The sequence below is a fragment of the Anaerococcus sp. Marseille-Q7828 genome (genome assembly GCF_949769285.1).
Classification (GTDB): Bacteria; Bacillota; Clostridia; order Tissierellales; family Peptoniphilaceae; genus Anaerococcus.
Genome location: NZ_OX458331.1, coordinates 489,837 through 515,542, shown reverse-complemented (window position 1 = coordinate 515,542; position 25,706 = coordinate 489,837). Strand labels below are relative to the sequence as shown.

The 25,706-nt window shown below is 35.1% G+C and carries 29 protein-coding genes; 28 read left to right on the top strand and 1 reads right to left on the bottom strand.

Annotation, left to right across the window (positions count from 1 at the left end; all coding sequences use genetic code 11):
* Nucleotides 1-231: 231 nt before the first annotated feature.
* From QNH69_RS02485 to QNH69_RS02445, 9 genes are all read left to right on the top strand, one after another.
* A complete protein-coding gene (locus tag QNH69_RS02485; RefSeq protein WP_282929036.1) occupies nucleotides 232-1,194 on the top strand; it encodes an ABC transporter permease in 963 nt (320 codons plus the stop codon).
* A gap of 10 nt (nucleotides 1,195-1,204) precedes the next feature.
* Nucleotides 1,205-3,178: an ABC transporter permease subunit gene (locus QNH69_RS02480; protein ID WP_282929035.1), complete on the top strand. Its 1,974-nt coding sequence runs from the start codon at nucleotides 1,205-1,207 to the stop codon at nucleotides 3,176-3,178.
* A gap of 8 nt (nucleotides 3,179-3,186) precedes the next feature.
* The gene (locus QNH69_RS02475; protein ID WP_282929034.1) at nucleotides 3,187-4,188 is read left to right on the top strand and encodes an ABC transporter ATP-binding protein; all 1,002 of its coding nucleotides are present in this window, start codon (nucleotides 3,187-3,189) and stop codon (nucleotides 4,186-4,188) included.
* Nucleotides 4,175-5,794 carry an oligopeptide/dipeptide ABC transporter ATP-binding protein gene (locus QNH69_RS02470; RefSeq protein WP_282929033.1) on the top strand — a complete coding sequence of 540 codons (1,620 nt, stop codon included), beginning with the start codon at nucleotides 4,175-4,177 and terminating at the stop codon, nucleotides 5,792-5,794. The genes QNH69_RS02475 and QNH69_RS02470 overlap by 14 nt, the downstream gene beginning before the upstream one ends.
* On the top strand, nucleotides 5,791-5,979 hold the full coding sequence (locus QNH69_RS02465; protein WP_282929032.1) for a hypothetical protein: 189 nt from the start codon (nucleotides 5,791-5,793) through the stop codon (nucleotides 5,977-5,979). The genes QNH69_RS02470 and QNH69_RS02465 overlap by 4 nt, the downstream gene beginning before the upstream one ends.
* Before the next feature lie 137 nt (nucleotides 5,980-6,116).
* The gene (locus QNH69_RS02460; protein WP_044567095.1) at nucleotides 6,117-6,320 is read left to right on the top strand and encodes a helix-turn-helix domain-containing protein; all 204 of its coding nucleotides are present in this window, start codon (nucleotides 6,117-6,119) and stop codon (nucleotides 6,318-6,320) included.
* Between the two features lie 9 nt (nucleotides 6,321-6,329).
* Nucleotides 6,330-6,746 carry a histidine kinase gene (locus QNH69_RS02455; RefSeq protein WP_282929031.1) on the top strand — a complete coding sequence of 139 codons (417 nt, stop codon included), beginning with the start codon at nucleotides 6,330-6,332 and terminating at the stop codon, nucleotides 6,744-6,746.
* A gap of 88 nt (nucleotides 6,747-6,834) precedes the next feature.
* Complete coding sequence (locus QNH69_RS02450; protein ID WP_282929030.1) at nucleotides 6,835-7,599, top strand: AIM24 family protein; 765 nt, start codon at nucleotides 6,835-6,837, stop codon at nucleotides 7,597-7,599.
* A gap of 101 nt (nucleotides 7,600-7,700) precedes the next feature.
* Nucleotides 7,701-7,961 (top strand): glutathione S-transferase N-terminal domain-containing protein, encoded by a 261-nt coding sequence (locus QNH69_RS02445; RefSeq protein WP_044567100.1) that lies wholly within the window; start codon nucleotides 7,701-7,703, stop codon nucleotides 7,959-7,961.
* Between the two features lie 320 nt (nucleotides 7,962-8,281).
* Here the strand turns inward: QNH69_RS02445 and QNH69_RS02440 are convergent, their stop codons facing one another.
* Entirely contained in the window at nucleotides 8,282-8,563 is a 282-nt protein-coding gene (locus QNH69_RS02440; RefSeq protein WP_044567102.1) for a DUF1232 domain-containing protein, read from the bottom strand.
* A gap of 140 nt (nucleotides 8,564-8,703) precedes the next feature.
* On the opposite strand from QNH69_RS02440, the gene QNH69_RS02435 reads away from it, so the two are divergent.
* The 19 genes from QNH69_RS02435 to QNH69_RS02345 all read left to right on the top strand — a co-directional run bounded on the left by QNH69_RS02435 (nucleotide 8,704) and on the right by QNH69_RS02345 (nucleotide 25,670).
* On the top strand, nucleotides 8,704-9,702 hold the full coding sequence (locus tag QNH69_RS02435) for a DUF4236 domain-containing protein (RefSeq protein ID WP_282929029.1): 999 nt from the start codon (nucleotides 8,704-8,706) through the stop codon (nucleotides 9,700-9,702).
* Nucleotides 9,703-9,705: 3 nt separating this feature from the next.
* On the top strand, nucleotides 9,706-10,506 hold the full coding sequence (locus QNH69_RS02430; RefSeq protein WP_282929028.1) for a methyltransferase domain-containing protein: 801 nt from the start codon (nucleotides 9,706-9,708) through the stop codon (nucleotides 10,504-10,506).
* A gap of 231 nt (nucleotides 10,507-10,737) precedes the next feature.
* Nucleotides 10,738-11,433, top strand: a complete 696-nt coding sequence (locus tag QNH69_RS02425; RefSeq protein ID WP_282929027.1) for an N-acetylmannosamine-6-phosphate 2-epimerase — start codon at nucleotides 10,738-10,740, stop codon at nucleotides 11,431-11,433.
* A 19-nt stretch (nucleotides 11,434-11,452) separates the two neighbouring features.
* Nucleotides 11,453-12,373, top strand: a complete 921-nt coding sequence (locus tag QNH69_RS02420; RefSeq protein WP_282929026.1) for a dihydrodipicolinate synthase family protein — start codon at nucleotides 11,453-11,455, stop codon at nucleotides 12,371-12,373.
* 11 nt (nucleotides 12,374-12,384) lie between these two features.
* The gene (locus QNH69_RS02415; RefSeq protein ID WP_282929025.1) at nucleotides 12,385-13,899 is read left to right on the top strand and encodes a sodium:solute symporter; all 1,515 of its coding nucleotides are present in this window, start codon (nucleotides 12,385-12,387) and stop codon (nucleotides 13,897-13,899) included.
* Nucleotide 13,900: 1 nt separating this feature from the next.
* Complete coding sequence (locus QNH69_RS02410) at nucleotides 13,901-14,350, top strand: YhcH/YjgK/YiaL family protein (RefSeq protein WP_282929024.1); 450 nt, start codon at nucleotides 13,901-13,903, stop codon at nucleotides 14,348-14,350.
* Between the two features lie 53 nt (nucleotides 14,351-14,403).
* Complete coding sequence (locus QNH69_RS02405; protein ID WP_282929023.1) at nucleotides 14,404-15,288, top strand: ROK family protein; 885 nt, start codon at nucleotides 14,404-14,406, stop codon at nucleotides 15,286-15,288.
* 11 nt (nucleotides 15,289-15,299) lie between these two features.
* Nucleotides 15,300-16,124, top strand: a complete 825-nt coding sequence (locus QNH69_RS02400; RefSeq protein ID WP_282930183.1) for a MurR/RpiR family transcriptional regulator — start codon at nucleotides 15,300-15,302, stop codon at nucleotides 16,122-16,124.
* 94 nt (nucleotides 16,125-16,218) lie between these two features.
* A complete protein-coding gene (locus QNH69_RS02395) occupies nucleotides 16,219-16,629 on the top strand; it encodes an arsenate reductase ArsC (RefSeq protein ID WP_282929022.1) in 411 nt (136 codons plus the stop codon).
* A gap of 74 nt (nucleotides 16,630-16,703) precedes the next feature.
* Nucleotides 16,704-17,042 carry a cation transporter gene (locus QNH69_RS02390; protein WP_282929021.1) on the top strand — a complete coding sequence of 113 codons (339 nt, stop codon included), beginning with the start codon at nucleotides 16,704-16,706 and terminating at the stop codon, nucleotides 17,040-17,042.
* A complete protein-coding gene (locus tag QNH69_RS02385; RefSeq protein WP_282929020.1) occupies nucleotides 17,006-17,545 on the top strand; it encodes a helix-turn-helix domain-containing protein in 540 nt (179 codons plus the stop codon). The genes QNH69_RS02390 and QNH69_RS02385 overlap by 37 nt, the downstream gene beginning before the upstream one ends.
* Nucleotides 17,458-18,402, top strand: a complete 945-nt coding sequence (locus QNH69_RS02380) for an IS3 family transposase (protein ID WP_349252252.1) — start codon at nucleotides 17,458-17,460, stop codon at nucleotides 18,400-18,402. The genes QNH69_RS02385 and QNH69_RS02380 overlap by 88 nt, the downstream gene beginning before the upstream one ends.
* On the top strand, nucleotides 18,377-19,339 hold the full coding sequence (locus QNH69_RS02375) for a cation diffusion facilitator family transporter (RefSeq protein WP_282929019.1): 963 nt from the start codon (nucleotides 18,377-18,379) through the stop codon (nucleotides 19,337-19,339). Before QNH69_RS02380 ends, QNH69_RS02375 begins: the two co-directional genes overlap by 26 nt.
* 14 nt (nucleotides 19,340-19,353) lie before the next feature.
* Entirely contained in the window at nucleotides 19,354-20,352 is a 999-nt protein-coding gene (locus QNH69_RS02370) for an NADH:flavin oxidoreductase (RefSeq protein WP_282929018.1), read from the top strand.
* A 455-nt stretch (nucleotides 20,353-20,807) separates the two neighbouring features.
* Nucleotides 20,808-21,185, top strand: coding sequence for a VOC family protein (locus QNH69_RS02365; RefSeq protein ID WP_282929017.1), 378 nt, complete (start codon nucleotides 20,808-20,810; stop codon nucleotides 21,183-21,185).
* A gap of 566 nt (nucleotides 21,186-21,751) precedes the next feature.
* On the top strand, nucleotides 21,752-22,816 hold the full coding sequence (locus QNH69_RS02360; protein ID WP_282929016.1) for an AEC family transporter: 1,065 nt from the start codon (nucleotides 21,752-21,754) through the stop codon (nucleotides 22,814-22,816).
* A 14-nt stretch (nucleotides 22,817-22,830) separates the two neighbouring features.
* A complete protein-coding gene (locus QNH69_RS02355) occupies nucleotides 22,831-23,838 on the top strand; it encodes a 2-hydroxyacid dehydrogenase (protein ID WP_282929015.1) in 1,008 nt (335 codons plus the stop codon).
* Between the two features lie 92 nt (nucleotides 23,839-23,930).
* Nucleotides 23,931-24,263, top strand: a complete 333-nt coding sequence (locus tag QNH69_RS02350; protein WP_282929014.1) for an IS3 family transposase — start codon at nucleotides 23,931-23,933, stop codon at nucleotides 24,261-24,263.
* Between the two features lie 723 nt (nucleotides 24,264-24,986).
* Nucleotides 24,987-25,670, top strand: a complete 684-nt coding sequence (locus tag QNH69_RS02345; protein ID WP_282929013.1) for a peptidase E — start codon at nucleotides 24,987-24,989, stop codon at nucleotides 25,668-25,670.
* Nucleotides 25,671-25,706: the final 36 nt, after the last annotated feature.

Genomic DNA, 25,706 nt, shown 5'->3' with positions numbered 1-25,706 from the left:
ACATGAATAAGTAAATAATTATACATAAAAATGATAATTATTTCTTGTTATTATATTAATAATATTTGACAAAGTCGGGTCAATATATTAATATATTACTTATAAAAAATGTTATTTTGGGGTTTTTAACCTATTTGATTTTTACTAAATAAATACATAGAAATTATTCAATTGATAAGGATTTAGTAAGTATAAAAAAATCAATTATATAACAAAATAGGAAGGGAAATTATGCTCCGTTATATAGTAAAGAGAATTTTAAACATGATACCTGTTGCAATAATCATATCTATATTGCTATTTACTTTCTCTAAAGCTATGCCTGGGGATCCGATAAAGGCCATGATGCCACAAGGAACCCGTATGACTAAGGCACAAGAGGAACAGCTTTATGAGACACTTTCTGAACGTTATGGACTAAATAAGTCCTATCCAGAGCAATATGTTAGATGGTTAGGCAGAACTCTTAAAGGTGACCTTGGTGAGTCCATTAGAGTTAGACGTGATGTAAAAGAATATTTAAAAGAACCACTAAAGAATACAATATTTCTAAATATCGGTTCTACCATTATTTCATTTGTTCTATCGGTACTGATTGGTATAAGGTCGGCCACCCATAGGGGAGGGGTCTTTGATAGGACCTTCCAGACTTTAACACTGGTTGGTTTGTCAATTCCAGTATTTTTTATAGGTCTTATTGCAATTTATATTTTTGCATTTAAACTTAAATGGTTCCCAGCCAACGGTATGCCAAGGACCAACGAATTTGGTGAATGGGTGAGATATTTGTTCTTACCAACACTTACACTTACTATAGGTTCTCTTGCAGGACTTTCTAGATATGTTAGAAACTCAATGCTTGATGCCTTAAACGAAGATTATATTAGAACGGCAAGATCTAAGGGTCTTAAAGAAAAGACTGTTATCTATTCACATGCCTTTAGAAACGCGCTTATTCCAGTTGTTACAGCCCTAACATGGGCAGTATTAGGTATGTTCTCTGGTTCTGCTATTACTGAGAGAATCTTCTCATATAGGGGTATTGGTAACGAACTTATTTCTGCAGTTATGGCCCAAGATTACAATATTATATTAGCCCTATCAATGTTTTATGCAGTACTTACACTTTTAGGAAACTTGATAATGGATATAGCCTATGCGCTAGTTGATCCAAGGGTTAAACTAGACGCTTAAGAGGGGTAATATGAACAAGACATTTAACAAATCATTAAAATCATATAAGAAGTTTTTAAAGTCATATTTCCTTAGAGGCTTTACATTTGCAGATGGTTTAGATGAAAATGAAACTAAAAAAGTAGAAGACAATAGACTAGATCCAGAGATGAGAGAAAATCTCAACGGACCAAATTCAAATATAGGTACAAGTGGAGATCCTTCCACAGAAAATAAGGACCTAAAGGAAGAAGCAATCCTTTCACCAGGTCAAGTAGCGTTAAGAAACTACTTTAGAAACCCACTTGGTGTTATTGGACTTATAATGTTTGTAGCTATAATACTAATTGTATTTATAGGCTCTAGGGTCCTACCTTTTAACCAATATTATTCACAAGGTAACCTTACTAACGTTGCTCCAGGTGGGGCATATATGAATTTCCCTGGTGAAATGGAAAAAGAAGGTACAAAGAAAATATCAATGGGTAATACCTTTGCTGTTGGTCTTACAAACGAAAACAATGTTTATGTTTGGGGATCAAACAACGAAGACAATATTACATCCATACCTGATAAAGTAAAAGAAGGCCTTGCTGGTAAAGAAATCAAAGATGTGGCAGCTGGGGATAGACATATCCTTATAGCTACAGAAGATGGTGAACTTTATGGTTGGGGTAACAACTCCTTTGATCAAACAAAGATTCCACCAATGCAAGAAGCCCAAATCAAAGAAGAAGGTATAGAAAAAATTGGTGCTGGTGTTCAATATTCAGTAATAGTTACCAAAAAGAAAAATCTTGTAGTTTGGGGTTCAACTATGGCCAGCCGTTTGAACATGATTCCATCAACAGTTCAAGGCCAAGTCGAAGACTTTGATACTTCACCAATCAATATGATTGTTGCAAAGACAGATGGAACAGTTCAACTTATAGGTGTAATGGGTGCAGAAAACCAAACAGCTATGCCAAAAGAATTGACTGATGGCTCAGTATTTGTCAAAAAAGTTGCCCTAACATCTAGCTCAGCTGCAGCCCTTGATGACAAAGGAAAACTATATGTTTGGGGACCGTCTAGAGCTGGTATTTCTGGCAATAATGTTCCAGAATTTGAAGCTCCAATAGTAGATATCCAAGGTGGAGATTCTACCTTTACTGCCCTTGATGAAAACGGCAAGATCTATACTTGGGGTTTAGATAACTACGGTGAATTAAATGCACCAGATGGTGAATTTGATCAAATATACGCATCCTACTTTAACCAATACGCAGTTGACAAGGAAGGCAAGATCAAAACTTGGGGACTTAATGGATTTAGATTTGGTTCTGATGACCAAGGTCGTGATATCTTCACAAGACTAATCCACGGTGGTCGTATGACTATGATAATCGCCCTAATCTCCACAGTACTTCAAGTAGTTCTTGGTGTACTTATAGGTATGATTTCAGGTTTTGCCGGAGGACGTGTGGATAATATCTTGATGAGAATGTCAGAAATTATTGCATCATTCCCATTTTATCCAATGCTTATCTCCCTATCAGCGCTATTGCCACCAGGAGCTAGCCAAACTCAAAGAATCACCATGGTAATGGTTCTTCTAGGTTTGTTAGGTTGGACAGGACTTGCCCGTCTAGTACGTGGACAAATCCTTGCAGAACGTGAACGTGATTACATTACTGCAGCTCGTGCCCTTGGTGTTAAGAACTGGTCAATTATGATGAAACATATTTTACCAAATATCCTTTCAATCGTTATAGTAAACGCAACACTAGGATATGCTGGTAACTTACTAACAGAATCTGGTTTATCATTCTTAGGTTTTGGTGTACAAGAACCTACTCCATCATGGGGTAATATGTTGACAGCAGCACAAAGCTCTGATGTACTAAACATCTACTGGTGGAGATGGATATTCCCAGTACTAGCAGTATTCTTAGCATCTTTCTCTGTAAACCTAATAGGTGATGCTATGCGTGATGCTATAGACCCAAGAGCAAATGAGAGATAGAGGTAAAGATGAGATTACTAGAAATAAATAAGCTTCACACATATTTCTCCACAAGAAAAGGATTAATCAAGGCTGTAAATGGCGTTTCATTTACTATTGATGAAGGGAAAACCCTTGGCCTTGTAGGTGAATCTGGTTCTGGAAAAAGCCAAACAGCCATGTCTATTTTAAGGTTATTTGAACCTAACCAAAAGATTTATGAGGGAGAAATCCTATACAAAGGTGAAGATTTAACAAAATATAGCACAAAGCAAATGGAAGAAATCAGGGGAAACGAAATCTCCATGATCTTCCAAGAGCCGATGAGCTCACTAAACCCAGTATTTACTGTTGAAAAGCAAATCTCAGAAGTTTTGATTCTTCACAGACATATGAGTAAGGCTGAAGCAGCGAAAAGATGTGAGGAGCTTCTTGCATCTGTTAAGATTCCTAACCCACATATTGTTGCCAAACAATATCCATTTGAACTATCAGGTGGTATGAACCAAAGGGTTATGATTGCTATGGCACTAGCCTGTGAACCAAAACTACTAATAGCCGACGAGCCTACAACAGCTCTAGACGTAACAATTCAAGCTCAAATCCTAAGACTAATGAATGACCTAAAGCATAGACTTAATACATCTATCCTATTTATCACTCACGACCTTGGGGTTATCAATCAAATGGCAGATGAAGTAGCGGTTATGTATTCTGGACAAATAGTTGAACAATCTCCAGTAGAATTTATCTTCAAAAGAGATATTACAGACTACAACCACCCATATACAGTAGCCCTACTAAACTCTATACCATCTATAACAAGTGATAAGAATGAGAGATTGGACATTATACCAGGTTCAGTGCCACACCCACTAAACCTACCAAAGGGATGTAAATTTGCCGATAGATGTAAGTTTGCAACAGAAAAATGTATCAATCAAATGCCTGAACTTGTAGCTGTAAACGAGAACCAAAGAATCAGATGTCATTATCCAAATAGAAAGGAAAGGGAAGATGGAAACAACTAACGATAAGAAGGTCTTATTTAAAATAAGAAACCTTAAAAAATATTTCCCTTTAAAAAAGAAATCTATATTTGATAAGGGACCAAGAGACTATGTTCATGCCAACGAATCTATCACAATAGATATCTACGAAGGTGAAACCCTAGGCCTAGTAGGGGAATCTGGTTGTGGTAAATCTACATTTGGTAGAACTCTTTTACAAATCTACGAACAAACTGAAGGAACCACCCTATATTACGGCAAAACAATAGAAGATATTGCTCCAGAATATATGGGCAAAATGATCAAAAATATACCAGGCCAATACCCAAACTATGCTAAAGCAAGAGAGGAATTGGATGCTATATACACTGAACTAGAAGGCGCAAGTACTGACGAAGCACGTGCAGAAATAAACGAACGTGCTATGCTAAAACGTCACGAAATCGAAGAAAAATATACCAATATGGTAAGAATTGCTGGTGGATTACTAGCAAGTGATGACCTATCTAAGGTATCAAGCCTCCTAGAAGACTACTACAAAGCATTAAAAGAAAGAGCAGTAGTCCTAGAAGACATAGAAGACTTCGAAGACAAGCTCAAAATGAGATCTCGTGATTGGGACTCCTACCACAAAGCTTTGGAAGCTGACAACAAATACAAAGAACTAACCACAAAAAGAGCAGAACTTTCAAAAAAAGTTGGCGAAAAAATAAACATAGTCGACGAATATAGACAGACCCTAAGCTCAAAAGAAGGATTCGAAGAGTTAGAAAGTCTCAAAGACAGTGGTATAGACTTATCAGAACTAAACTCAGAAGAAATGAGAAGGATGAGAAAAGACCTACAAATGATCTTCCAAGACCCATACGGATCCTTGGATACAAAGATAACTGTAGGAAATATCATCGGTGAAGGCGTACTAGGACACGAACTATTCAAATCCAGAAAAGAAGCTGGATACAACGAATACATCCAAGAAACCATGGAAAAATGTGGACTAGCACCATACTTCCTCCACAGATACCCTCACCAATTCTCAGGTGGACAAAGACAAAGAATTGGTATAGCCAGAGCCCTTGCCTTAAAACCAAGCTTTATAGTTTGTGACGAGGCAGTAAGTGCCCTAGACGTATCAATCCAATCACAAATTATAAACCTACTCCAAGACCTAAAAGATCAAAACAACCTAACTTATCTATTCATCACCCACGACCTATCAGTAGTAAAATACATCTCTGATAGAATAGGGGTAATGTACCTTGGAGTACTAGTAGAATTAGCAACTACAGAGCAAATCTTTGATAAACCACTACATCCATATACACAAGCCTTGCTACAAGCCATACCAAGAACTGACGTGGACCAAGGCCAAGAACTAGCTGTAATAGAAGGGGACATCCCATCAGCAGTTCACCCACCAAAGGGATGCCGTTTCCACACCAGATGTGAGTACGCTATGGACATCTGTAAGACCTATGAGCCTGAGCTCAAAGATTACGACAATGGTCACTATGTAGCTTGCCACTTGATGGAAGTAAGCGAAGAAGAAAAACAAAAAGCTTACGAGAAAAATAAGGCAGAAAAAGCAAAACAAGAATCAGAATTAGAAGAGATGAGTGTTTTATGAGAAAACCAATAGATAGATTTTCTGGCAAATCCAGCGATGAAATCTATCAAAAGGAATCCTTGCTAGAAGACGACAATCTAGAAAAATACGACAAACTAGCAATGTTCCTTGCCGCTATAAAAGTACTCTTCCCAGCCCTACTAATAGTAGTAGGCCCAATCTTGCTTTTTGCAATATTATTATAAAAGAGCAAATCCTATGATTTAGATCATAGGATTTTTTGTATTGAAAAATATTTTTGACATTTAAAACAACATTTGGTACTAAAAATGTAACATATTTAGTACTAAAAATGTAACATTTTCTATGAAAGGATGATCACGTGGAAGTTCAAATAGAAAATAGAATCGCAGAATTTAGAAAGGAAAAGGGCCTATCTCAGCATAAGCTAGCAATCGCTGTTGGCCTAAAGAGAAGATCGATCATGGCCTATGAAAACAACACCATAAGCCCAACACTTGAAACAGCCTACAAAATCTGCAAGGTCCTAGACAAAGACATCAAAGAAGTATTTATTTTTAAATAGGAGAATACAATGGGATTATTATTTAACGATACAAACGAAATAAAAGCAAAGGTTGAAGAAAACTTTAACGATAATAAAAATTTCCTGGTAGCAATGAAACATAATGATACAAAGACTGGGATTGCTAAACTTCTAGCTAGCAATCTGCTGTATACTATGGATTCGGCAAGAACATTTATCCTATACTTCAGCCCAAAAGGCATATATGAAAAAGAAATAAGCAATTCAAGTAAGGGAAATTTTACCCTCTTGCCAGCAAATGAAATAGAAGACTTTGAAATAGAAGAAAAATCTAACAAAACCATTATAAATTTACTACACCTAGGTAAAAAGATAAGCTATGAAATTCCTTATAAGGGCAAGATTTGCACAACTAACGAGGAAAACTTGCAAATCTTAAAGGCAAATAATTGGAATATGATTTAACAATCAATATTTAAAATAATATTATCATTAATAGATAGATTTAGAATAATAATTTGATATAATAAGTCCAAAAGTATAAGGAGAACTTATGTATAAGATTGAAAATTTTCTAAACAATGATGATATTGACGTAACTTACCAGATGGGTGCCTTTAGAGTTGCTGAGTACAAGAGAGACCTATCAGTTACCAAGGAAACTGCCCAAAGAGAATACTTTGCTTCACAAATGGGTGTTAGATTAAAACAACTAGTATGTGACCTAAAACAAAGCCCAGTTACTGTACAAGCGGGTGCTATGCAATGGATGATAGGCGATGTAAACGCTAGTTCTGGCATCAAAGGAGTTGGTGATTTTATAGGCAAAAGTTTAAGAAGTACAGTTACCAAGGAAACTGCTGTAAAACCAGAATACCATGGAACAGGCATGATAGTCCTAGAACCTACTTATAAATATATAATTCTTATAGATGTTGGAGCTTGGAATGGATCAATAGTTCTAGAAGATGGATATTATTTGGCTAGTGAAGCGAGTCTCCAACACAAAATAGCAACAAGAAGCTCATTTTCATCTGCTGTAGCCGGCGGAGAAGGATTATTCAACCTAAGCCTCAAAGGAGATGGCGTAGTTGCTCTTGAGTCACCAGTAGCTAGGAATGAACTAATCGAAATCGACCTAGTTGATGATGAACTAAAAATAGATGGGTCCTTTGCCATAGCTTGGTCTGGCTCATTGAAATTTACAGTAGAGCGCTCAACAAGTTCACTGGTAGGATCTGCAGTAAGTGGAGAAGGCTTAGTGAATGTGTACAGAGGAACAGGCAAAGTTTTGATGGCACCTGTTGACTTTAATTAAAAATATTTTTTAAAAAAGTGTTTAGGAAATCATTTGCTGGGTATAATATTAATACAAAGATATATCTTTAATATAAACTGATGGAATAGGAGGGCAGTCCAATGAAAAGTGAAGACTCACAGTTTGAGCTATATTTTAAGCCAGATTGTCCATATTGCTTGAAGGTGTTAAATTTCTTTAGAGAAAATGACATTGAAAAATTCCCATCATATAACATAGAAGATGCGACTTGCGGAGATGAAAATAAGAAAAAGTTAGAAGAAGTCGGAGGAAAGGTCCAGGTACCATGTCTTGTTATAGATGGTAAGGCAATGTATGAATCTGACGATATAATTGAATACGCAAAAGAAAATCTTCTTTAAGATAAAATATGTAGCAAAAATTGCTAATAAGCCTCGGTTGAAACTTAGAGAATAAAAGAAAGTGGAGAAGTCCAATGTACACACTTCAGTTTTGATATGGCGATATGAGTAATTAAAGAAATTTGCTTTGAAGAATATAACTAAACCCAAGCTTTTAAGATTATTATAAAAACAGGAGTCAACAATACCAGTTGATGCTAGGATAAATCGCAAAGTAAGAAATAGTCAAGACGACTTATCTAGCCCTTGTTTGGAAAATGATTTTAATAGATGCTTGGGTTTTTTAGTACAAAAAAAATCCAGGCAAAGCCTGGAAATTTTTAATCCATTTCTTGGTAATTAATATCTTCTATTTCGTCTTTTTTCTCATCCATAACAGTATCTGGAATCATTTTGCCTGCAATTGTAAACAAAATAGCCATTACAATTGCATCGTCAAACCAGCCTAGGAATGGAACAACGTCAGCTACCAAATCTGCTGGCATTACTGCGTATAGTATTGCTGCTAGTACGGCGATTTTTGCGCTGGCAGGTGTATTTTTGTTAAATAGAGCTTTCATAAAAGCAGGAATGGATGTTCTGATTGTATTTAATTTATTCATAAAAACTCCTTTCTTAAAATGAGTTTAAATAATGTTAACTTGTAAGAATATTATACTTGATTATTTTAAAAGTCAAGTTAATTATATTTAATGTTAATAAAAAATCTTTTCTTTGGTATAATATTACAAAGGAGAATGATATGGGATTTAGATATAGAAAAAGTATAAACCTAGGCAAGGGTTTTAGAGTAAATATGAGCAAATCAGGGCCAGGATTTTCTTGGGGTGGCAAGGGCTTTAGGCTTACAAGAACTGCCAAGGGCAACATACGTGGAACAGCCTATATACCAGGCACGGGGGTTTCCTACCAAAAGGAATTCAAAAACCCTTTTAATAATACCAAGGCCCAAAAAGCCACAACTAGCAAGAAAAGAGAGGATGTAAGCAATAATTCCAAGAATTTTACTAATGATATAGGCAATATCAGATCAGGAGATATGGGAGAGCTAGTAGCAGCCAAAAAGCAGAACAAGACCAACAAGATTATTGCTGGGATATTAGTTCTAGCAGGAATAGGGCTTGCAATAGTAAACCCATTATTTTTGATCATATCAGCCCTAGGACTAGTCTTTGGCCTATATAGCAAAAATAATGACACCATAAAAATAGACTACGACTTCACCGATGAGGCAGCAAAAGAACTAAGCCAAACCAACAAACTCCTAGAAGGAATTATGGAATCAGATGAGGTCTGGCTAGTCACAGAAGCAGAAGAACTAAAGGAAGAAACTGGCGCAGATATGAAAATCCTATCTCGCATGCCAATAATCTACTACAAGGGCAACGACGAGATAGAAACAAATGCAGAGACCTTTACTCTAGATGCCACAACTAGCAAATTTATTTTCTTGCCAGATTCTATAGTAATAAAAGAGGGTAGCAAGGTAAATGCCTTAAACTTCAAAGACATAGACATCAACCTAGGCAAAATGATCTTCCTAGAAGACCAAACCCCAGCAAAAGATGCCACAGTACTTGGCAAAACCTATGAGCATACCAACAAAGACGGCAGCCCAGACAGGAGATATAAGGAAAATAGAGAAGTTTATCAAGTAGAATACGGCTTCCTATCCCTATATAACTCAACGGGCTTAGATACTCTGATAGTATTTTCGGATACAGTTTTGGATGGGGAATAGGAAATGGACATAAATGATATTTTAAAAATTACCGATGATTTTAAAAGAAATGATGAACTATACAAAATTTTTGACGAAGAAAAAAGACTGGAAAGTAAGGCTGGATCAGTAGAAAAAATAACAACAATCAATGAAATTGATAAACTTATAAGTAGCAAAACAAAAGTTCTAGACGTTGGGGCGGCAACAGGTGTATACAGCATTTATCTAGCAGAAAAAGTCGATGAAGTTGTATCATATGAGCCATCTAGTGCTAATTTTTCAAAATTAGATGAAAAGATTTCTCAAAGAAATATAAAAAATATCAAAGCTTACAAAAAGTCATCCATGGATATGGGTGATCTAGCTAGTAATTACTTTGACTTAGTATTACTTTTTGGTCCAATGTATCACCTATCAAATGAAAAAGATAGACAATTTACCCTAAAAGAGGCCAAAAGAGTTTGTAAGGAAGGTGGTCATATCTTAATAGCATTTATAAATCACGATATGATCCCAATGACAGAAACTAAATATAATCCAAATTTCATGTCAACAAATCTTTTTGACCAAGGAAAATTGAGGGTTAAAAACACTCCATTCATATATTTCACCTTAGATGAATGCACAAAAATGCTAGAAAAAGAGAACTTAAAAATAATAGAAAGAATAGCAAGCGATGGATTTTCTGAAATTTTAGCAGATAAAATAAACCAAATGTCAGAAGAAAGCTTCTCCACATACTTATCTTGGCACCAAAGCCACTCAAAAAATGAAAATTTATTATCAGCAAGCAACCATTTTTTGTTTGTGTGTGAAAATTAATACAATAAAGCTGTTAGGCAATTAATTCTGCCTTATCAGCTTTTTTTGTTTGTAGCAAAATAAGGTCATATCATTTTCCTGTTTTCCTGAATTCACTTTCACTAAAAACTTAGGGAAAACGGGAAAATGTTATCTTGTTTTGCCTTTTATTGAAAGTAATTTCTGAATGTGGCAAGTAAATTGAAATTATATTCAAGACGGTATATAATTGCCTTAAATGAGGAGGAAGGAATGAGCGATAGTAAAAAAATTGAATCTTTGAAGGGTAAGCTCATTGTTTCTTGCCAAGCCTTGGCTGATGAACCTTTGCATTCTTCATTTATTATGGGAAGGATGGCAAGGGCTGCCAAAGTAGGTGGGGCAAGTGGCATCAGAGCGAATACTAGCGAAGATATTAGAGAAATCCAAAAAGAAGTGGATCTTCCAATTATAGGCATAGTTAAAAGAGACTATGACGATTCGAAAGTATACATAACACCAACTATGGCTGAAGTTGAGGAACTTATACCAACAAATGTAGATATCATAGCCCTAGACGCTACAGGAGACCTTAGACCAAATGAACTTAGCCTTGATGATTTTTATAAGGAAATCAGAGACAAATATCCGGACCAATTGCTGATGGCTGATTGTTCTACTGTCGAAGAAGCTATCCATGCAGATGAACTTGGTTTTGATTTTGTTGGCACAACCTTGGTTGGATATACAGACCAATCTAGGGGAGATAAGATCGAGGAAGATGATTTTGCTATTCTTAGAGAGATCATCAAAAATGTAAACGCAAGAGTCATTGCTGAGGGCAATATCAATACACCAGAAAAGGCAAAGAGGGTTATAGACCTAGGTGCTTATAGTGTAGTTGTTGGCTCAATAATAACTAGACCACAAGTTATTACAAAAAATTTCGTTGATAAATTAGCAGAATAATTATATAGGAGAGGACAATATGAGAAATTTAGACAAATACAAGGGAGTAATTCCAGCATTTTATGCTTGCTATGATGAAGAAGGCAACATCAGCCCAGAAAGAGTGAGAAATCTTACCAAATACTTTATCGAAAAAGGTGTTAAGGGAGTATATGTTAACGGTTCTTCTGGAGAATGTATCTACCAAAGTGTTGAAGATAAGAAAATCGTTTTAGAAAATGTCATGGAAGAAGCTAAGGGCAAATTAACAGTTATAGCTCACGTAGCTTGCAACAACACAAAAGATTCTATGGAACTTGCAGCTCATGCAGAAAGTCTTGGAGTAGATGCCATAGCAGCTATACCTCCAATATATTTTAGACTTCCAGAATATGCTATAGCAGAATATTGGAACGACATTTCATCAGCTGCTCCAAACACAGATTTTGTAATCTACAACATCCCACAACTAGCAGGTGTTGCACTTACACCAAGCCTATTTGCAGAAATGAGAAAGAATCCTAATGTAATAGGTGTGAAAAACTCATCTATGCCAGTTCAAGACATACAAATGTTCAAACAAGATGCCGGCGAAGACTATATTATCTTCAACGGTCCAGATGAACAATTTATATCAGGTCGCTTAATCGGTGCAGAAGGTGCAATCGGTGGAACATATGGAGCTATGCCTGATTTATTCCTAAAGATGAACGAACACCTAATAAATGGCAACTTAGAAGAAGCACGCAAGATGCAATATGACATCAACGCTATCATCTACAAGATGGTATCAGGCCATGGCAATATGTATGCAGTTATAAAAGCTATACTTAAAGAAAATGAAGGCCTAGAACTGGGCTCTGTAAGAAAACCTTTAGCCGGACTTATAGAATCAGACCAAGCTATAGTCAAAGAAGCAGCTGCCATGATTAATAAAGCTCGTGAGAAATACATTGTATAAGGAGATATCATATGCAGGGTTTTACAACTATTGACTTAATCATACTTATAGCATATCTTGGAGCAGTTCTCTTTGCTGGTCTTCACTTTTCCAAAAAGGAAATGAAGGGCAAGGAATACTTCAGAGGTGATGGATCAATCCCATGGTGGGTAACATCAGTTTCTATCTTTGCTACCCTACTAAGCCCAATATCATTCCTATCACTTGCAGGTAACTCTTATGCTGGCACTTGGATAATGTGGTTTGCTCAGCTAGGAATGCTTATAGCTATACCATTTACTATAAAATATTTCCTACCTATCTACAGCAAACTAGACATAGATACAGCTTACCAATACCTAGAAATCAGATACCAATCCAAGGGCCTCAGAGTTCTAGGGGCGATAATGTTTATAATCTATCAAATCGGTAGAATGTCTATTATCATGTATCTACCTTGTATGGTTCTATCAGAACTTATGGGCATCAGTGTAGACCTATTGATTATAATCATGGGCGTTATAGCTATAATATATTCATATACAGGTGGACTAAAATCAGTTCTATGGACAGACTTCATCCAAGGCTCGGTTCTTCTAATAGGTGTAACTTTTGGACTAATCTATCTTGTAAGCAATATAGATGGTGGCCTTGGTGCAATCAACTACGAATTATTTACCAACAACAAGTTTTTGGCAGTTGACCAACCAATCTTTGATCCAAATATCCTAAAAGATAGCGTGTTTTTACTAATAGTAGGAGCTGGTATCAATACCATAGGATCTTATGTATCAAGCCAAGATATAGTACAAAGATTTACAACAACAAATGACTCCAAACAACTTAGAAAAATGATGATAACAAATGGATGCTTATCCTTGTTCATAGCTACTGTGTTTTACCTAATAGGAACAGGACTATATGTCTTTTACCAAAGCCAAGGCAATCCTCTACCACCAAGTGCCCAACAAGACCAAATCTTTGCATCTTGGATAGCTTACGAACTTCCAGTAGGAGTTACAGGTATCCTACTAGCAGCCATATATGCAGCCAGCCAATCAACCCTATCAACAGGACTAAACTCAGTTGCATCAAGCTGGGCCCTAGACATCCAATCAACTTTTAACAAAAAAGACATGACCTTTGAAAAACAAACCAAGATAGGCCAAAGAGTTTCACTAGTGGTAGGTATATTTGCCATAGTAGTATCAATTCTACTAGCTCATGGTGGAGTCAAATCAGCTTACGAATGGTTCAACGGATTTATGGGACTAGTTTTAGGAATCTTGGTTGGAATATTTATCCTAGGAGCCTTTACAAAAGTTGCCAACAAATTTGGTGCAAGCCTTGCTTTCATAGTAGCTTCATGTGTGATGGTATATATCAAATACTTTGTTGACCCAGCCAAAGTATCATTCTGGTCATACTCAATGATATCAATAGCAGTATCATTGGTCGTAGGCCTTATAGGATCTGTCATCTACAACAAGGTTAAAAAGGTGAAATTCACTCCACCAGCAAATTCAACAGTATATAAGGAAGTGTAATATGATATTTGGAAATATTACAAACTTGGACGAATATAATTTTCTAGAAGAAAAAATCAAAGAATGCTTTGCCTACGCCAAGGCCAATGATTTAAAATCATATGAGCCTGGACGCCACGACATAAAAGATGATAAACTATTTGTAAATATAGTAGAATATGAAACTACAAATCCAGAGAATAGATTCTGGGAAGCCCACAAGGACTACCTAGACTTGCACATAATCCTAAAAGGAAGAGAAAGAATCGACCTAAACTTCATAGAAAATATGAAGCCAGGAGCTTATGTGAAGGAAGACGACTTCTTGCCTATAGAAGGAGAAAGCAAGACTTCTTTAGTATTAGAAGAGGGTGATTTTCTCATATGCTATCCAGACGATGGACATATGACAGGCCTAGAAGCTTGCGGGCCAGAGAAGATTAAAAAGGCCATATTTAAAATAAAAATTTGACAGGGGGCAGATTTATCTGCCTTTTTGTCAATTATAAAAACAAGGAGAGAGACTTGAAAAAATACATAAGCATAGACATAGGTGGAACTTTCATTAAATACGGTCTAATAAGCGAAGACGGGACCATAATTGAAAACCACGAAATACCAACCCAGGCCCAAAAAGGTGGACCAGAGATTCTAAAAAAGGTCCTAAAAATCATAGAAAACTACACAGAAAATCAAGATATAGAGGGTGTAGTCATATCCACAGCCGGCATGGTCGACAGGGAAAATGGGTCTATCCGCTATGCATCAAAGCTCATACCTGACTACACAGGCATCAACTTCAAAAAACCAATCAAGGAAAAATTTGGCCTTAACTCTTCAGTAGAAAACGACGTCAAATGTGCAGGCCTTGCCGAATACACATCAGGAGCAGGCAAGGATAGCAAGATTGCTCTCATCCTAACCATAGGAACTGGCATTGGTGGCTGTGCTGTAATAAATGGTGAGGTCTACCAAGGAGTATCAGGCTCTGCCCTAGAAGTAGGCTATATGAAAATAGAAAATGGCACTCTCCAATCCCTAGGCTCTGCTAAAAGTCTAGTAGAAAATGTAGCTAGAGAAAAAAATGAGAGTGTTGAAGATTGGGATGGTAAAAAAATCTTTGAACTAGCCAAGAAGTCCGATCCTATATGCATCAAGGCAATAGATGAAATGTGCCAAGCTCTAGCCATAGGTATAGCTAACATCTCCTATGTCCTAAACCCAGATACAGTAATCCTAGGGGGCGGTATTATGGCCCAGGAAGACTACCTATATGACATAATAGATGGCAAACTTAGAGAAAATCTAGCAGAGCCAATCTATGAGCAAATCACCCTCAAATTTGCCCAACATCAAAACTCAGCAGGCATGCTCGGTGCCTTTTATAACTACAAAAAAGAAAACAAGTAAGGAGGCCTGCCATAGACTACCGTACAAAATCAGTTATTGAAAATATAGAATCAAATTATGAAAACTTCACCCCAGTAGAAAAAAATATAGCTGATTTTTTCATCCACAATAACAAAAAGGGAGACTTTGCTGCCAAAAAATTGGCAGAAAAACTCTTTGTATCCGAAGCCTCCCTATCAAGATTTGCCCAAAAGTGTGGATTTAGAGGCTATAGGGAATTTATCTACGAGTATAAGCAAAATTTTGTAGTAAAACAAGAAGTCATCACCCAAAACGTAAGCAAAGTTCTAACAACCTACCAAGAACTCCTAAACAAAAGCTATTCCTTGATAGACGAAAATCAGATCAAAAGAGTCATAGACTATTTTAATAGTAGCGAAAAAGTCTTCGTGTGCGGCAAGGGATCATCAGGCCTTGCAGCAAACGAGATGGAACTTAGGTTCATGAGGATAGGGGTAAACATTGACTCCATCACAGACACAGACCAGATGAAAATGCGAGCAGTATTTCACACAGCCAATAGTCTAATCATTGGCCTTAGCATAAGTGGCGAGACAGAAGAAGTTCTACATTTTCTAAAAGAAGCCCACAAGAAAAAGGCCAAAACGGTCCTAATAACTTCACAAAATAGGGACAAAGTAAAAGACTACTGCGACGAAATAGTCCTAGTCCCATCACTCAAACACCTAAACTACGGCAACGTTATAAGCCCCCAATTCCCTTTATCAGTAATGGTAGACCTCCTTTACTCATTTTTCGTAGACGAAGACAAAAACCTAAAAGAAAAACTCCACGGCGACACCTTAGAAGCCCTCAACATAAACTACGAGAAGTAAAACTTATAAGCCTAGCGATAGGCTTATTTTTTGTGCATTATTTTAATCACAGCAAAACAGTATAATATTCTTAAAGCAAAAAACGGGGGATTGTATGGAAAAAGTAAAAGTGGCTTATATTTGTGTTCATAATAGCTGTAGAAGCCAGATAGCCGAGGCTTTGAGCAAAAAATATGCTGGCGATGTATTTGAAAGTTATTCAGCTGGCAATATAGAAAATGACAATCTAAACCCAGATGCCCTTAGGCTGATGAAAGATATTTATGATATAGATATGGCGAAAGACCAATACTCAAAACTTATTGACGATATCCCAGAGGTCGACATAGTAATCACTATGGGCTGCAATGTAAGCTGCCCACATATAAAAAGTAAATACAAAGAAGATTGGGGCTTGGAAGATCCTACAGGAAAGTCAGATGATTTCTTTAAAGAAACTATAAGTGAGATTGAACGAAAAGTTATTAATCTTAGACAAAGATACTTAGAAGATGAGATAAGTTAGGAATAGTATTATTTGCAAAAATAGATAGATTTGTTAATGAGTAAGAATTATAAGATATATAGAAAGTAGTTAAATTGAAAAGATTTGAAGATTTTAAGAAATTAGATGAATTAGAAAAAGAACGAGAAAACAAAATTATTAAAACCAGTATTTTTGGTATTATTGGCAATGCAGTCCTTGCAATATTTAAAGTATTTATAGGTATGAAATCAAATTCCATAGCTATACTAGTAGATGCAGTAAACAACTTGTCTGATGCAGGAAGTTCTGTCATAACCATTGTAGGAACAAAACTTGCTGGAAAAGAAGCTGACAACAAGCACCCCTTTGGTGAGCTGCACCCCAAAATCCGGAATACGGATGGAGGGGTTTTTTCATGCCAAAATATACAAAAGAATTTAAAATTAAGCTAGTATCAGAATACTTATCAGGAGAGTATGGTGGTCAAAAAATGATTGCTAAAAAATATAAGATTCCTAATGCAACAATGAAAAATTGGATTAACAAATACAATTCAGGAGGTTTTGATAACTTAAATAAAAAACAAAATAACAATAAATATACTAGTGAATTCAAGTTATCTGTAATACAATATAGGCAAATCAATAATACTTCGCTTAGAGAAACCGCCAAGCACTTCAATCTTGTAAATGGGTCCATGGTATATGGATGGGAGAAAGCATATCGAGAACGTGGTTTATCTGGGCTAGAAGATAACAGAGGAAGGCCTAAGAAAGATATGCCTAAAGCAGATAAGAAATCAAAGAATGATAAACCAATCGCTGAATCTGAAAGAGAAGAATTAATCAGGCTTAGAGAAGAAAACAAATATCTAAAAATGCAAATACTATTCGAAAAAAAGTTTCAAGCCTTGCTACTGGAAGAGGAAGCAGAAGCAAGGAAAAAACAAAGATAATACTTAATCTTCTTAAAGAATACCCTGAAACTAAAGCAAGTGAATGGATAAAAGTAGCTAAAATCCCTAAATCTTCATACTATGAATGGAAGATTAAATTAGAAAATCCAGTAGATAAAGATAAGAAAGTCAGAGAAGATATCAAGTCGATAGTTAAAGCAAGTAAAGGTAGATACGGATACAGAAGAGTATGTAAAGTCTTAAGAAATAAAGGTTTAATAGTAAATCATAAAAGAGTATTAAGAATAATGAGACAAGAAGGACTCTTATGTACTAAATTTAAAACTAGATCAAGAAAATACTCATCATACAAAGGACAAGTAGGTAAAGTAGCTCCTAATATAGTAAACCGTAACTTTAAAGCTAAAAAACCTAACCAGCTATGGTTAACAGATGTAACAGAATTTAGAATCAAAGGACATGAGCAAAGACTTTACCTATCACCAATCCTTGATGTATATAACAGCGAGATAATTAGCTATACACTAAGTAATCATCCAACAATTAAACTAACAAACAGAATGTTAAATAAAGCAATTAATAAATTTAAAGATACAAAAGATCTAGTAATACACTCAGATCAGGGATTTCATTACCAACATAGTTCGTGGTCTAACAAGCTTAAGAAGCTAAACATAAAGCAAAGCATGTCAAGAAAAGGGAATTGTCTAGACAATTCACCAATGGAGAACTTCTTTGGTATACTCAAACAAGAAATGTACTATGGTGTAGAATTTAAGAATTATGAACAATTAAGAAAAGAAATAGATAAATATATAAAATGGTACAACGAAGACAGGATAAAGACAAAATTAAACGGAATGTCACCTATTGAATATAGATTACATTCCGCTTAAAATATTATTAAATTATTCCGTGTTTACGGGTTCAGCTCATGGCTATGGTAGGATAGAATACCTATCCGCTATGGTGATATCAGTAATCATCTTGTATGTAGGTATAACATCCCTGGTGGAGGCAGTAAAGAAAATATTTAACCCCATAGAACCATCATATAGCATCATGAGTATTATCATAGTTAGCCTATCTGTCATAGTAAAACTTGCCATAGCCCACTATTTCCTAAAGGTAGGTGATCAGGTCAAGTCTGACTCTCTCATAAACTCGGGCGAGGATGCCAAACTTGACTCTATAGTATCACTGTCAATTCTCCTAGCTGCAGGAATTTTTGTCTTGTTTGATATTTCCCTAGAAGCATACTTGGGAGCTATCATATCTATTATCATTATAAAATCTGCCATAGATATGTTAAGCAAAACCATATCGCAACTTTTAGGAGAGAAAATAGACCCAGAGCTTGCCCAAGAAGTAATCAAAACAGTAGAAAATTTCCCAGGTGTAGAGGGAGCAAGCGCTCTTGTACTCAACAATTACGGTCCCAATGATTGGAATGGCTCAATTGACATAGGAGTTCCAGAAACTCATACGGCAGAAGAACTAGACGAAATCATCAGAGACATACAACTTGAGGTTTACTATAAGCACCAAATAATGCTCACAGCTGTAGGCGTCTATCCAATCAACGCCCAAAACCGCCACATTACAAGCATCAAAGACCAAATAAAAGAAATAGTATTTTCCCACCAGCACATCAACGGCATTCATGGCCTATATGTAGATGAAAGCGACAAGGAAATCAGATTTGATGTAATAATAAGCCTAGATGCAGAAGATAGGCTAGAAGTTCTAGAAGAAGTAGTAAGCGATGTAAAAAATCACTTCCCAACCTACAAGATAGAAGCTTTCCCAAATGTAGACTACACTGACAGGTAAAATTAGAGGTATATATGAAAATGTTTGAAGAATTAAAAGCGAAAAATATAAACTTTAAAAATAGGATTATCATGCCACCAATGGCAAGTTCCAAGGCTGATGAAAATGGTCACATCTCAAAAGAAATACTCGACTACTACGAGGAGAAAACATCCCACGGGCTATTTTCTCTAGTGATAGTAGAGCACAACTTCATAGATTCCCTTGGCCAAGCAAGCGAGAGGCAAGTATCCATAGCAGATGATACATCCATAGAGGGCCTAAAAAAGCTTGCCAAAGTCATTAAAGGCAATGGCTCACTAGCAGTAGTGCAAATTAACCATGCAGGCTCTTCAGCAAGGAAAGATCTAATAGGTCAAAGTCCAGTCGGTCCATCAGAAATCAAAAACCCATCCCAAAAGCAGGTAGAACTTCCAAGAGAACTTACAATAGATGAGATTAAGGACATAGAAGATAAGTTTGCTGATGCAGCACTTAGGGTCAAAGAAGCAGGCTTTGACGGAGTAGAAATCCACTCCGCCCATGGATACCTATTAAACCAATTCCTATCCCCACTTACTAACAAAAGAGAAGACGAATATGGCGGGGACATCAAAGGACGAATCAAAATCCACCTAGAAATCATCAAAAAAGTCAGAGAAAAAGTAGGAGAAGACTATCCAATATTTCTAAGACTAGGAGTAGGAGATGGTAAAGAAGCTGGCCTATCACAAAAAGATGCAGTCTATGCAGCAAAAGCCTTTGAAAAGAGAGGTGTAGATGTCCTTGATATATCGGGTGGCATGTGCCTATACTTTTCCGATGATGACTACCCAGGATTCTTCGACTATCTATCAAAACCTATCTATGATGAGGTTGACATACCAGTAATACTAACAGGTGGGGTCAAGGCTGGCAAGGATATCGAAGATATCCTAAAGAGAAATGTATGTGATCTAGTAGGAGTAGGCAGGGCAGTATTTAAAGACTCTAATTGGATGGAGAGAGAAATAAATTCGCTTATGGAAAATTAATCTGATAGATAGAACTGATAAGCCTAGCAATAAGATGACCCCATAAAGTTGGACCTAATAGCAGAGTTAGTACTAAAGCTTACTCTGCTATTTCCTTGTTCATTCTCACCCTTAGGGATGGGAAATTTTTGTGCTGCATTCTTCTTTTTGTATTCTACTGCTGATAAATATACTAATTTCCCTTTTATTCTTTCTTATTTGCTTTTGTTTGTTATTTTTATTGCTCTATCTAAGGATTTTAGAATTGGTTCTAGTGTTGGTTGTTTTGAGATTTGACAGCTTCATATTCCACTGTTGTACATATACAAGTATGGGCTTAGATAGGGTTTCTTTATTTGATAATTGCCAGATTTATCTTTTTTAAAATACTTAATATATCTGTCGTTAAAGTGCCTATAGGATAAGCTAAGAGAATAATAAAATAGCTTTTGGTTATAAATAGATTAGGAGGATATATGAAATTTTTACACACAATGATTAGAGTTAAGGACCTTGATAAGTCTTATAAGTTTTATACAGAAGAGTTGGGCTTTGTTGAAAGTAGAAGGAAGGAATTTCCAGAGAAAAAATTCGACCTTGTATACCTAAAACTTCCTCAATCTCCCGACTATGAATTGGAATTAACCTACAATTATGACCAAGAAGAAGCCTATGACCTAGGAGATGGCTACGGACATATAGCAATATCTCACCCAGATATCAAATCTTTTAGGGAAGAGTTAAGCAAAAAAGGATATGAAGTTTCAGAGCTCAGAGGCTTAACCGATAATTCAGATAAGTACTTTTTCGTAACAGATCCAGATGGATACAAGATTGAGATTATACAAAAATAAAATTTCTTAACTTTCGATTAAAAAGGGCTGGCAATAAAATCTCCTGGCCATTTTTGAGTGTTTGGTAGGTTTTTTAGGAGCGCTTAATCTATGTTTTCCCAACGAGCAAACTTTGTATAAATCCAGTAAGGCTGGATCAACCAACTTTAGATCTAAGGTAAAAAATCCAATGTCAATACATAAAAGCTTGGTCAAATAGCTATCCATAGACTTGATGGAAGCTAAGACAGTATTTAAGGATTCGGATTGGTTGGAAAGAGAAATAAAGTCGCTTAGAGAAAATTAATCTGATAAAAATAACTAATAGGCCTAGCAAGGAAAAATATATACAAAAAAGCTATCTACCAAAGATTCCCACAAGACTTATCCGGTAAGAAAAAAAGAAAGATTTGACCAAGATATAGCTAACATAACTATTACCTATGAGATAACAGAGTTTTTGGGAAAGAAATACCAGGGCTTTATAGAAAAATATAAAAATAATTTTTTATATAACTTGTTTATTGTAAAGAAAATCACAATAATGTATACTAGATGTTACATATATTAATATTTAGGAGGTATTCATGAATTTTTTTGAAGTGTTCATGACAACATTACAAACACAAAAAATCAATACAGCAATTTTTTCGAGTTTGGCAATTATTTTAATTGGTTATTTTTGTAGAAAAAGAGGTATTTTTGATGATAAGACAGGAAAAGTACTAACAGGTATAGTATTATCACTATCATTACCAGCCTTAGCTTATAACTCATTTATGAGTGATATAGATCAGGAAACATTAAGAAATGGAATGGGACTATTAGTGTGGGGAATAGCAATGTATCCTATTTTAATTCTTTTGACTCTACCAATTTACGCGAGGTACGAGGGAGATGAGAAAACAACATTAAGAGTTTTATCAATTTTAGGTTCGACAACTTTTTTTGGTATTCCAATAGTAACAGCAATTTATGGACCACAAGGAACATTATATGCATCTATTTTTAATATAGGATATAGAATTTTTCTATATTCATATGGATACATAAAAATGAGTGGTTTAAGCATGAAAAAAGAAAATCTTAAAAAAATGTTTTTAAATCCAATAGTAGTGGCTACATTTTTAGGTTTGTTAGTATGGATATTCCAAACTTATTTACCACAAGTGACTGTTAGTGTAGAAGAAAATGGAGAAACTATAAAAAAATCGGTGGCATTTTTGAGAATTGACCATACATTCCCACAACTATTCGAAGTATTTAGTTATCTAGGAAGATTAGCCTCACCACTAGCTTGGTTGTCAATAGGTTCAACATTAGGTGCAGTAAGCTTTAAAGAAGCATTTTCTGATAAAAAAACATGGTATTATACATTTGTTAAATTATTATTAGTTCCATCTATAAATATTGCAATTTTATATGCTTTAAGTTTAGTAGGATTTCCTATAAACTTAGTAGGCTTGGGAACTGTAGTTATAATGATGGCAACACCACCAGCTACTGTAGCGGTAGCTTATGCTATTAATTTTGATAGAGAAGCTTTACTTGCATCAAATGCGTCACTTATGTCCACAATGGTAGCAGTGTTGATGGCACCGATTTGGATTGTTATAATAGAATTGATTGGTAAAACAGGAGCATTTGCTTAAGAAAGGAAAATAATATGACATTAAAAATCGTAGCATATGGTGTAAGACCAAATGAAGTTGAATTTTTTCATAAGTTAAATAAATATAATTATGAATTAAAACTAGTAGAAGAATTGCTTACACATGATAATATAGAAACAGCAGAAGGTCAAGATGTTGTTTTACTCAGAGGAAATTGTGTAGCGGATAGACAAAATCTTGAAAAAATAAAGTCTTATGGCATAAAATATGTTTTCACAAGAACGGTAGGTTTTAATCATATAGACTTAGAAGCATGTAAAGAAATGAATTTAATGGTTGCTAGAGTACCAGCTTATTCACCAAATTCAGTAGCAGAATTATCTTTAACATTAGCAATGATGTTATTGAGAAATACAGCATACACAACAAATAAAACAAAAAATTATAATTTCAAAGTTGATGCTCAAATGTTTAGCAAAGAAATTAGAAATTGTAAAGTTGGTATAATTGGTACGGGTAAAATTGGCTTGACAGAAGCTAAATTATTCAAAGGATTAGGAGCTGAAATTTTAGGTAATGATCCTTATCCAAATGAAAATGCAAAAGAAATTTTAAAATATGTTGAATTAGATGAATTATTGAAAGAATCAGATATAGTAAGTTTGCACATTCCATATTTTAAAGGAGAAAATGATGAATTAATAAATAAAAATTTCATTTCAAAAATGAAGGATGGAGCAATACTAATAAATACAGCACGTGGTGAATTGCAAAATAACGAGGATATTTATGATGCTATAAAATCTGGTAAATTAGCAGGATTTGGCACAGATGTATTTCCAAATGAAGCTAATACATTCTTCAAGGAGTTTTCATCTGGTGATGAAATGGAAGATCAATCAGTAAGAAGATTGGTAGATTTATATCCTAAAGTTTTAGTTACGCCTCATGTAGGTTCAAATACAGATGAAGCTTTGAAAAATATGATTGAAATTTCATATGATAATATAAATGAAGTTTTGACTACGGGCGAAACAAAAAATGCAATAGAGGCAAAATAAAATAAATATTTCAGTATTGGCAAAACCATACTGTTTAAATTGAACTGACCCCTTAAAGTTGGACCAACCAATTTAAGGAGGTCAGTTTTTTTATGGCAAAATATAGTACAAAATTTAAATGTAAATTAGTTGGAAGATACTTAGAAGGTAAGGAAAGTTATGAATTTTTAGCCAATATATTTAACATCCCTGATATAAAATTAATAAGAGTTTGGGTTAATGAATATCGAACACTCGGTTATGATGTTTTAAAAAATCTATTTAAGTTGTACTTAACAGAAGAATGGTCTTATCAAGCTTATAAATCCTATGGGCACCTAAAACAATCTATATGTATATACATCAAATACTACAATGAAGAAAGAATAAAAGAAAAATTAGGATACTTATCACCAGTAGAATATAGAAAGAAGAATGCAGCATAAAAATTTCCTACCCCTAGGGGGTAGGATAGGACAAAGAAATACCAGAGCTAGTTTAATTCTGACTCTGGTATTAGGTCCAACTTTGTGGGGTCACCTTATTTTGAGTGTTTGGGAGGTTTTTTAGGAGCGCTTAATCTATGTTTTCCCAACGAGCAAATTTTGTATAAATCCAGTAAGGCTGGATCAACTAACTTTAGATCTAAGGTCAAAAATCCAATGTCAATACATAAAAGCTTGGTCAAATAGCTATCCATGGACTTGATGGAAGCTAAGACAGTATTTAAGGATTCGGATTGGGTGGAAAGAGAAATAAAGTCGCTTAGAGAAAATTAATCTGATTAAAATAACTAATTGGTCTAGCAATAGGCTTATTTTTTTGTCTAGAAATAGTATTTTTATTATAAGATTTCAAGCAAAACAGACTTATCATAAATTTAACAATATTAAATCTGCGAGAATATTTTAAAAGTGCTGGATTTAGAGCTTTTTCTTATAAAAAAATATTTGATAAATCCGTGAGAATAATTATTCTAACACTTATTCGCACGGAATATGTGAGAATGTTCCCTAATCTAACAAATCTATTATATATAATAATGGAAAATCACCTAACAGGCCTTTTTTTTGGCTGGAAATAGCCTTTTTTGTTATAATAATGACAAGATTAGATACTAACGATAGATTAGATCTATACTGACAAATTTGAAACTTCGGAGGGAATTTATGATTATAGCTATCGGTGGCGGGGAAGTTTCCCAAAATGAAACATATGAAATAGATAAATTTATTGTTAAGTCATCAAAAAAAGAAAAACCAAACTTCTTGTTTATTCCTACAGCAAGCAAAGATGCTAAGCCTTATATAGAGACAATTAATAATTTATATGAGAGCTTAGGATGTGAAACTGATACACTTTATTTGGCTAATGTAGAGGTAAACAGGAAAGAGGTCAGTCAAAAGATTGAAAATGCAGACATCATCTATGTAGGTGGTGGAAGCACTGATTATATGATGAAAATTTGGAGAAAATATTCTGTTGATAAAGCCCTAATGAGAGCTTATAAAAGTGGCAAGGTGCTTGCTGGCTTGAGTGCAGGATCCATATGTTGGTTTATAGCAGGCCATAGCGATAGTGAGTTTATAGAAGATATTGAAAACCCAAAACATAAGTGGGTAAAAGGTTTGGGAATCATACCTTATTTACATTGTCCTCATTATGATGAGCCTGAAAGAACAGGTTTTGATGACTTCTATTCAGGACAAGCAGCAGATGCAATAGCAATAGAAAATCAGGTAGCCATCGTTTGGGATGATTATGAAATGAAAGTTATCAAATCCAACCCTAGTAAAAATGCTTATAAACTTTCCTGGACTGATACGGGTTTGGAGAAAGAAGTTTTATATTAAGATTTTCAAGGCTATAAAAATTATTTTCTGATAAAA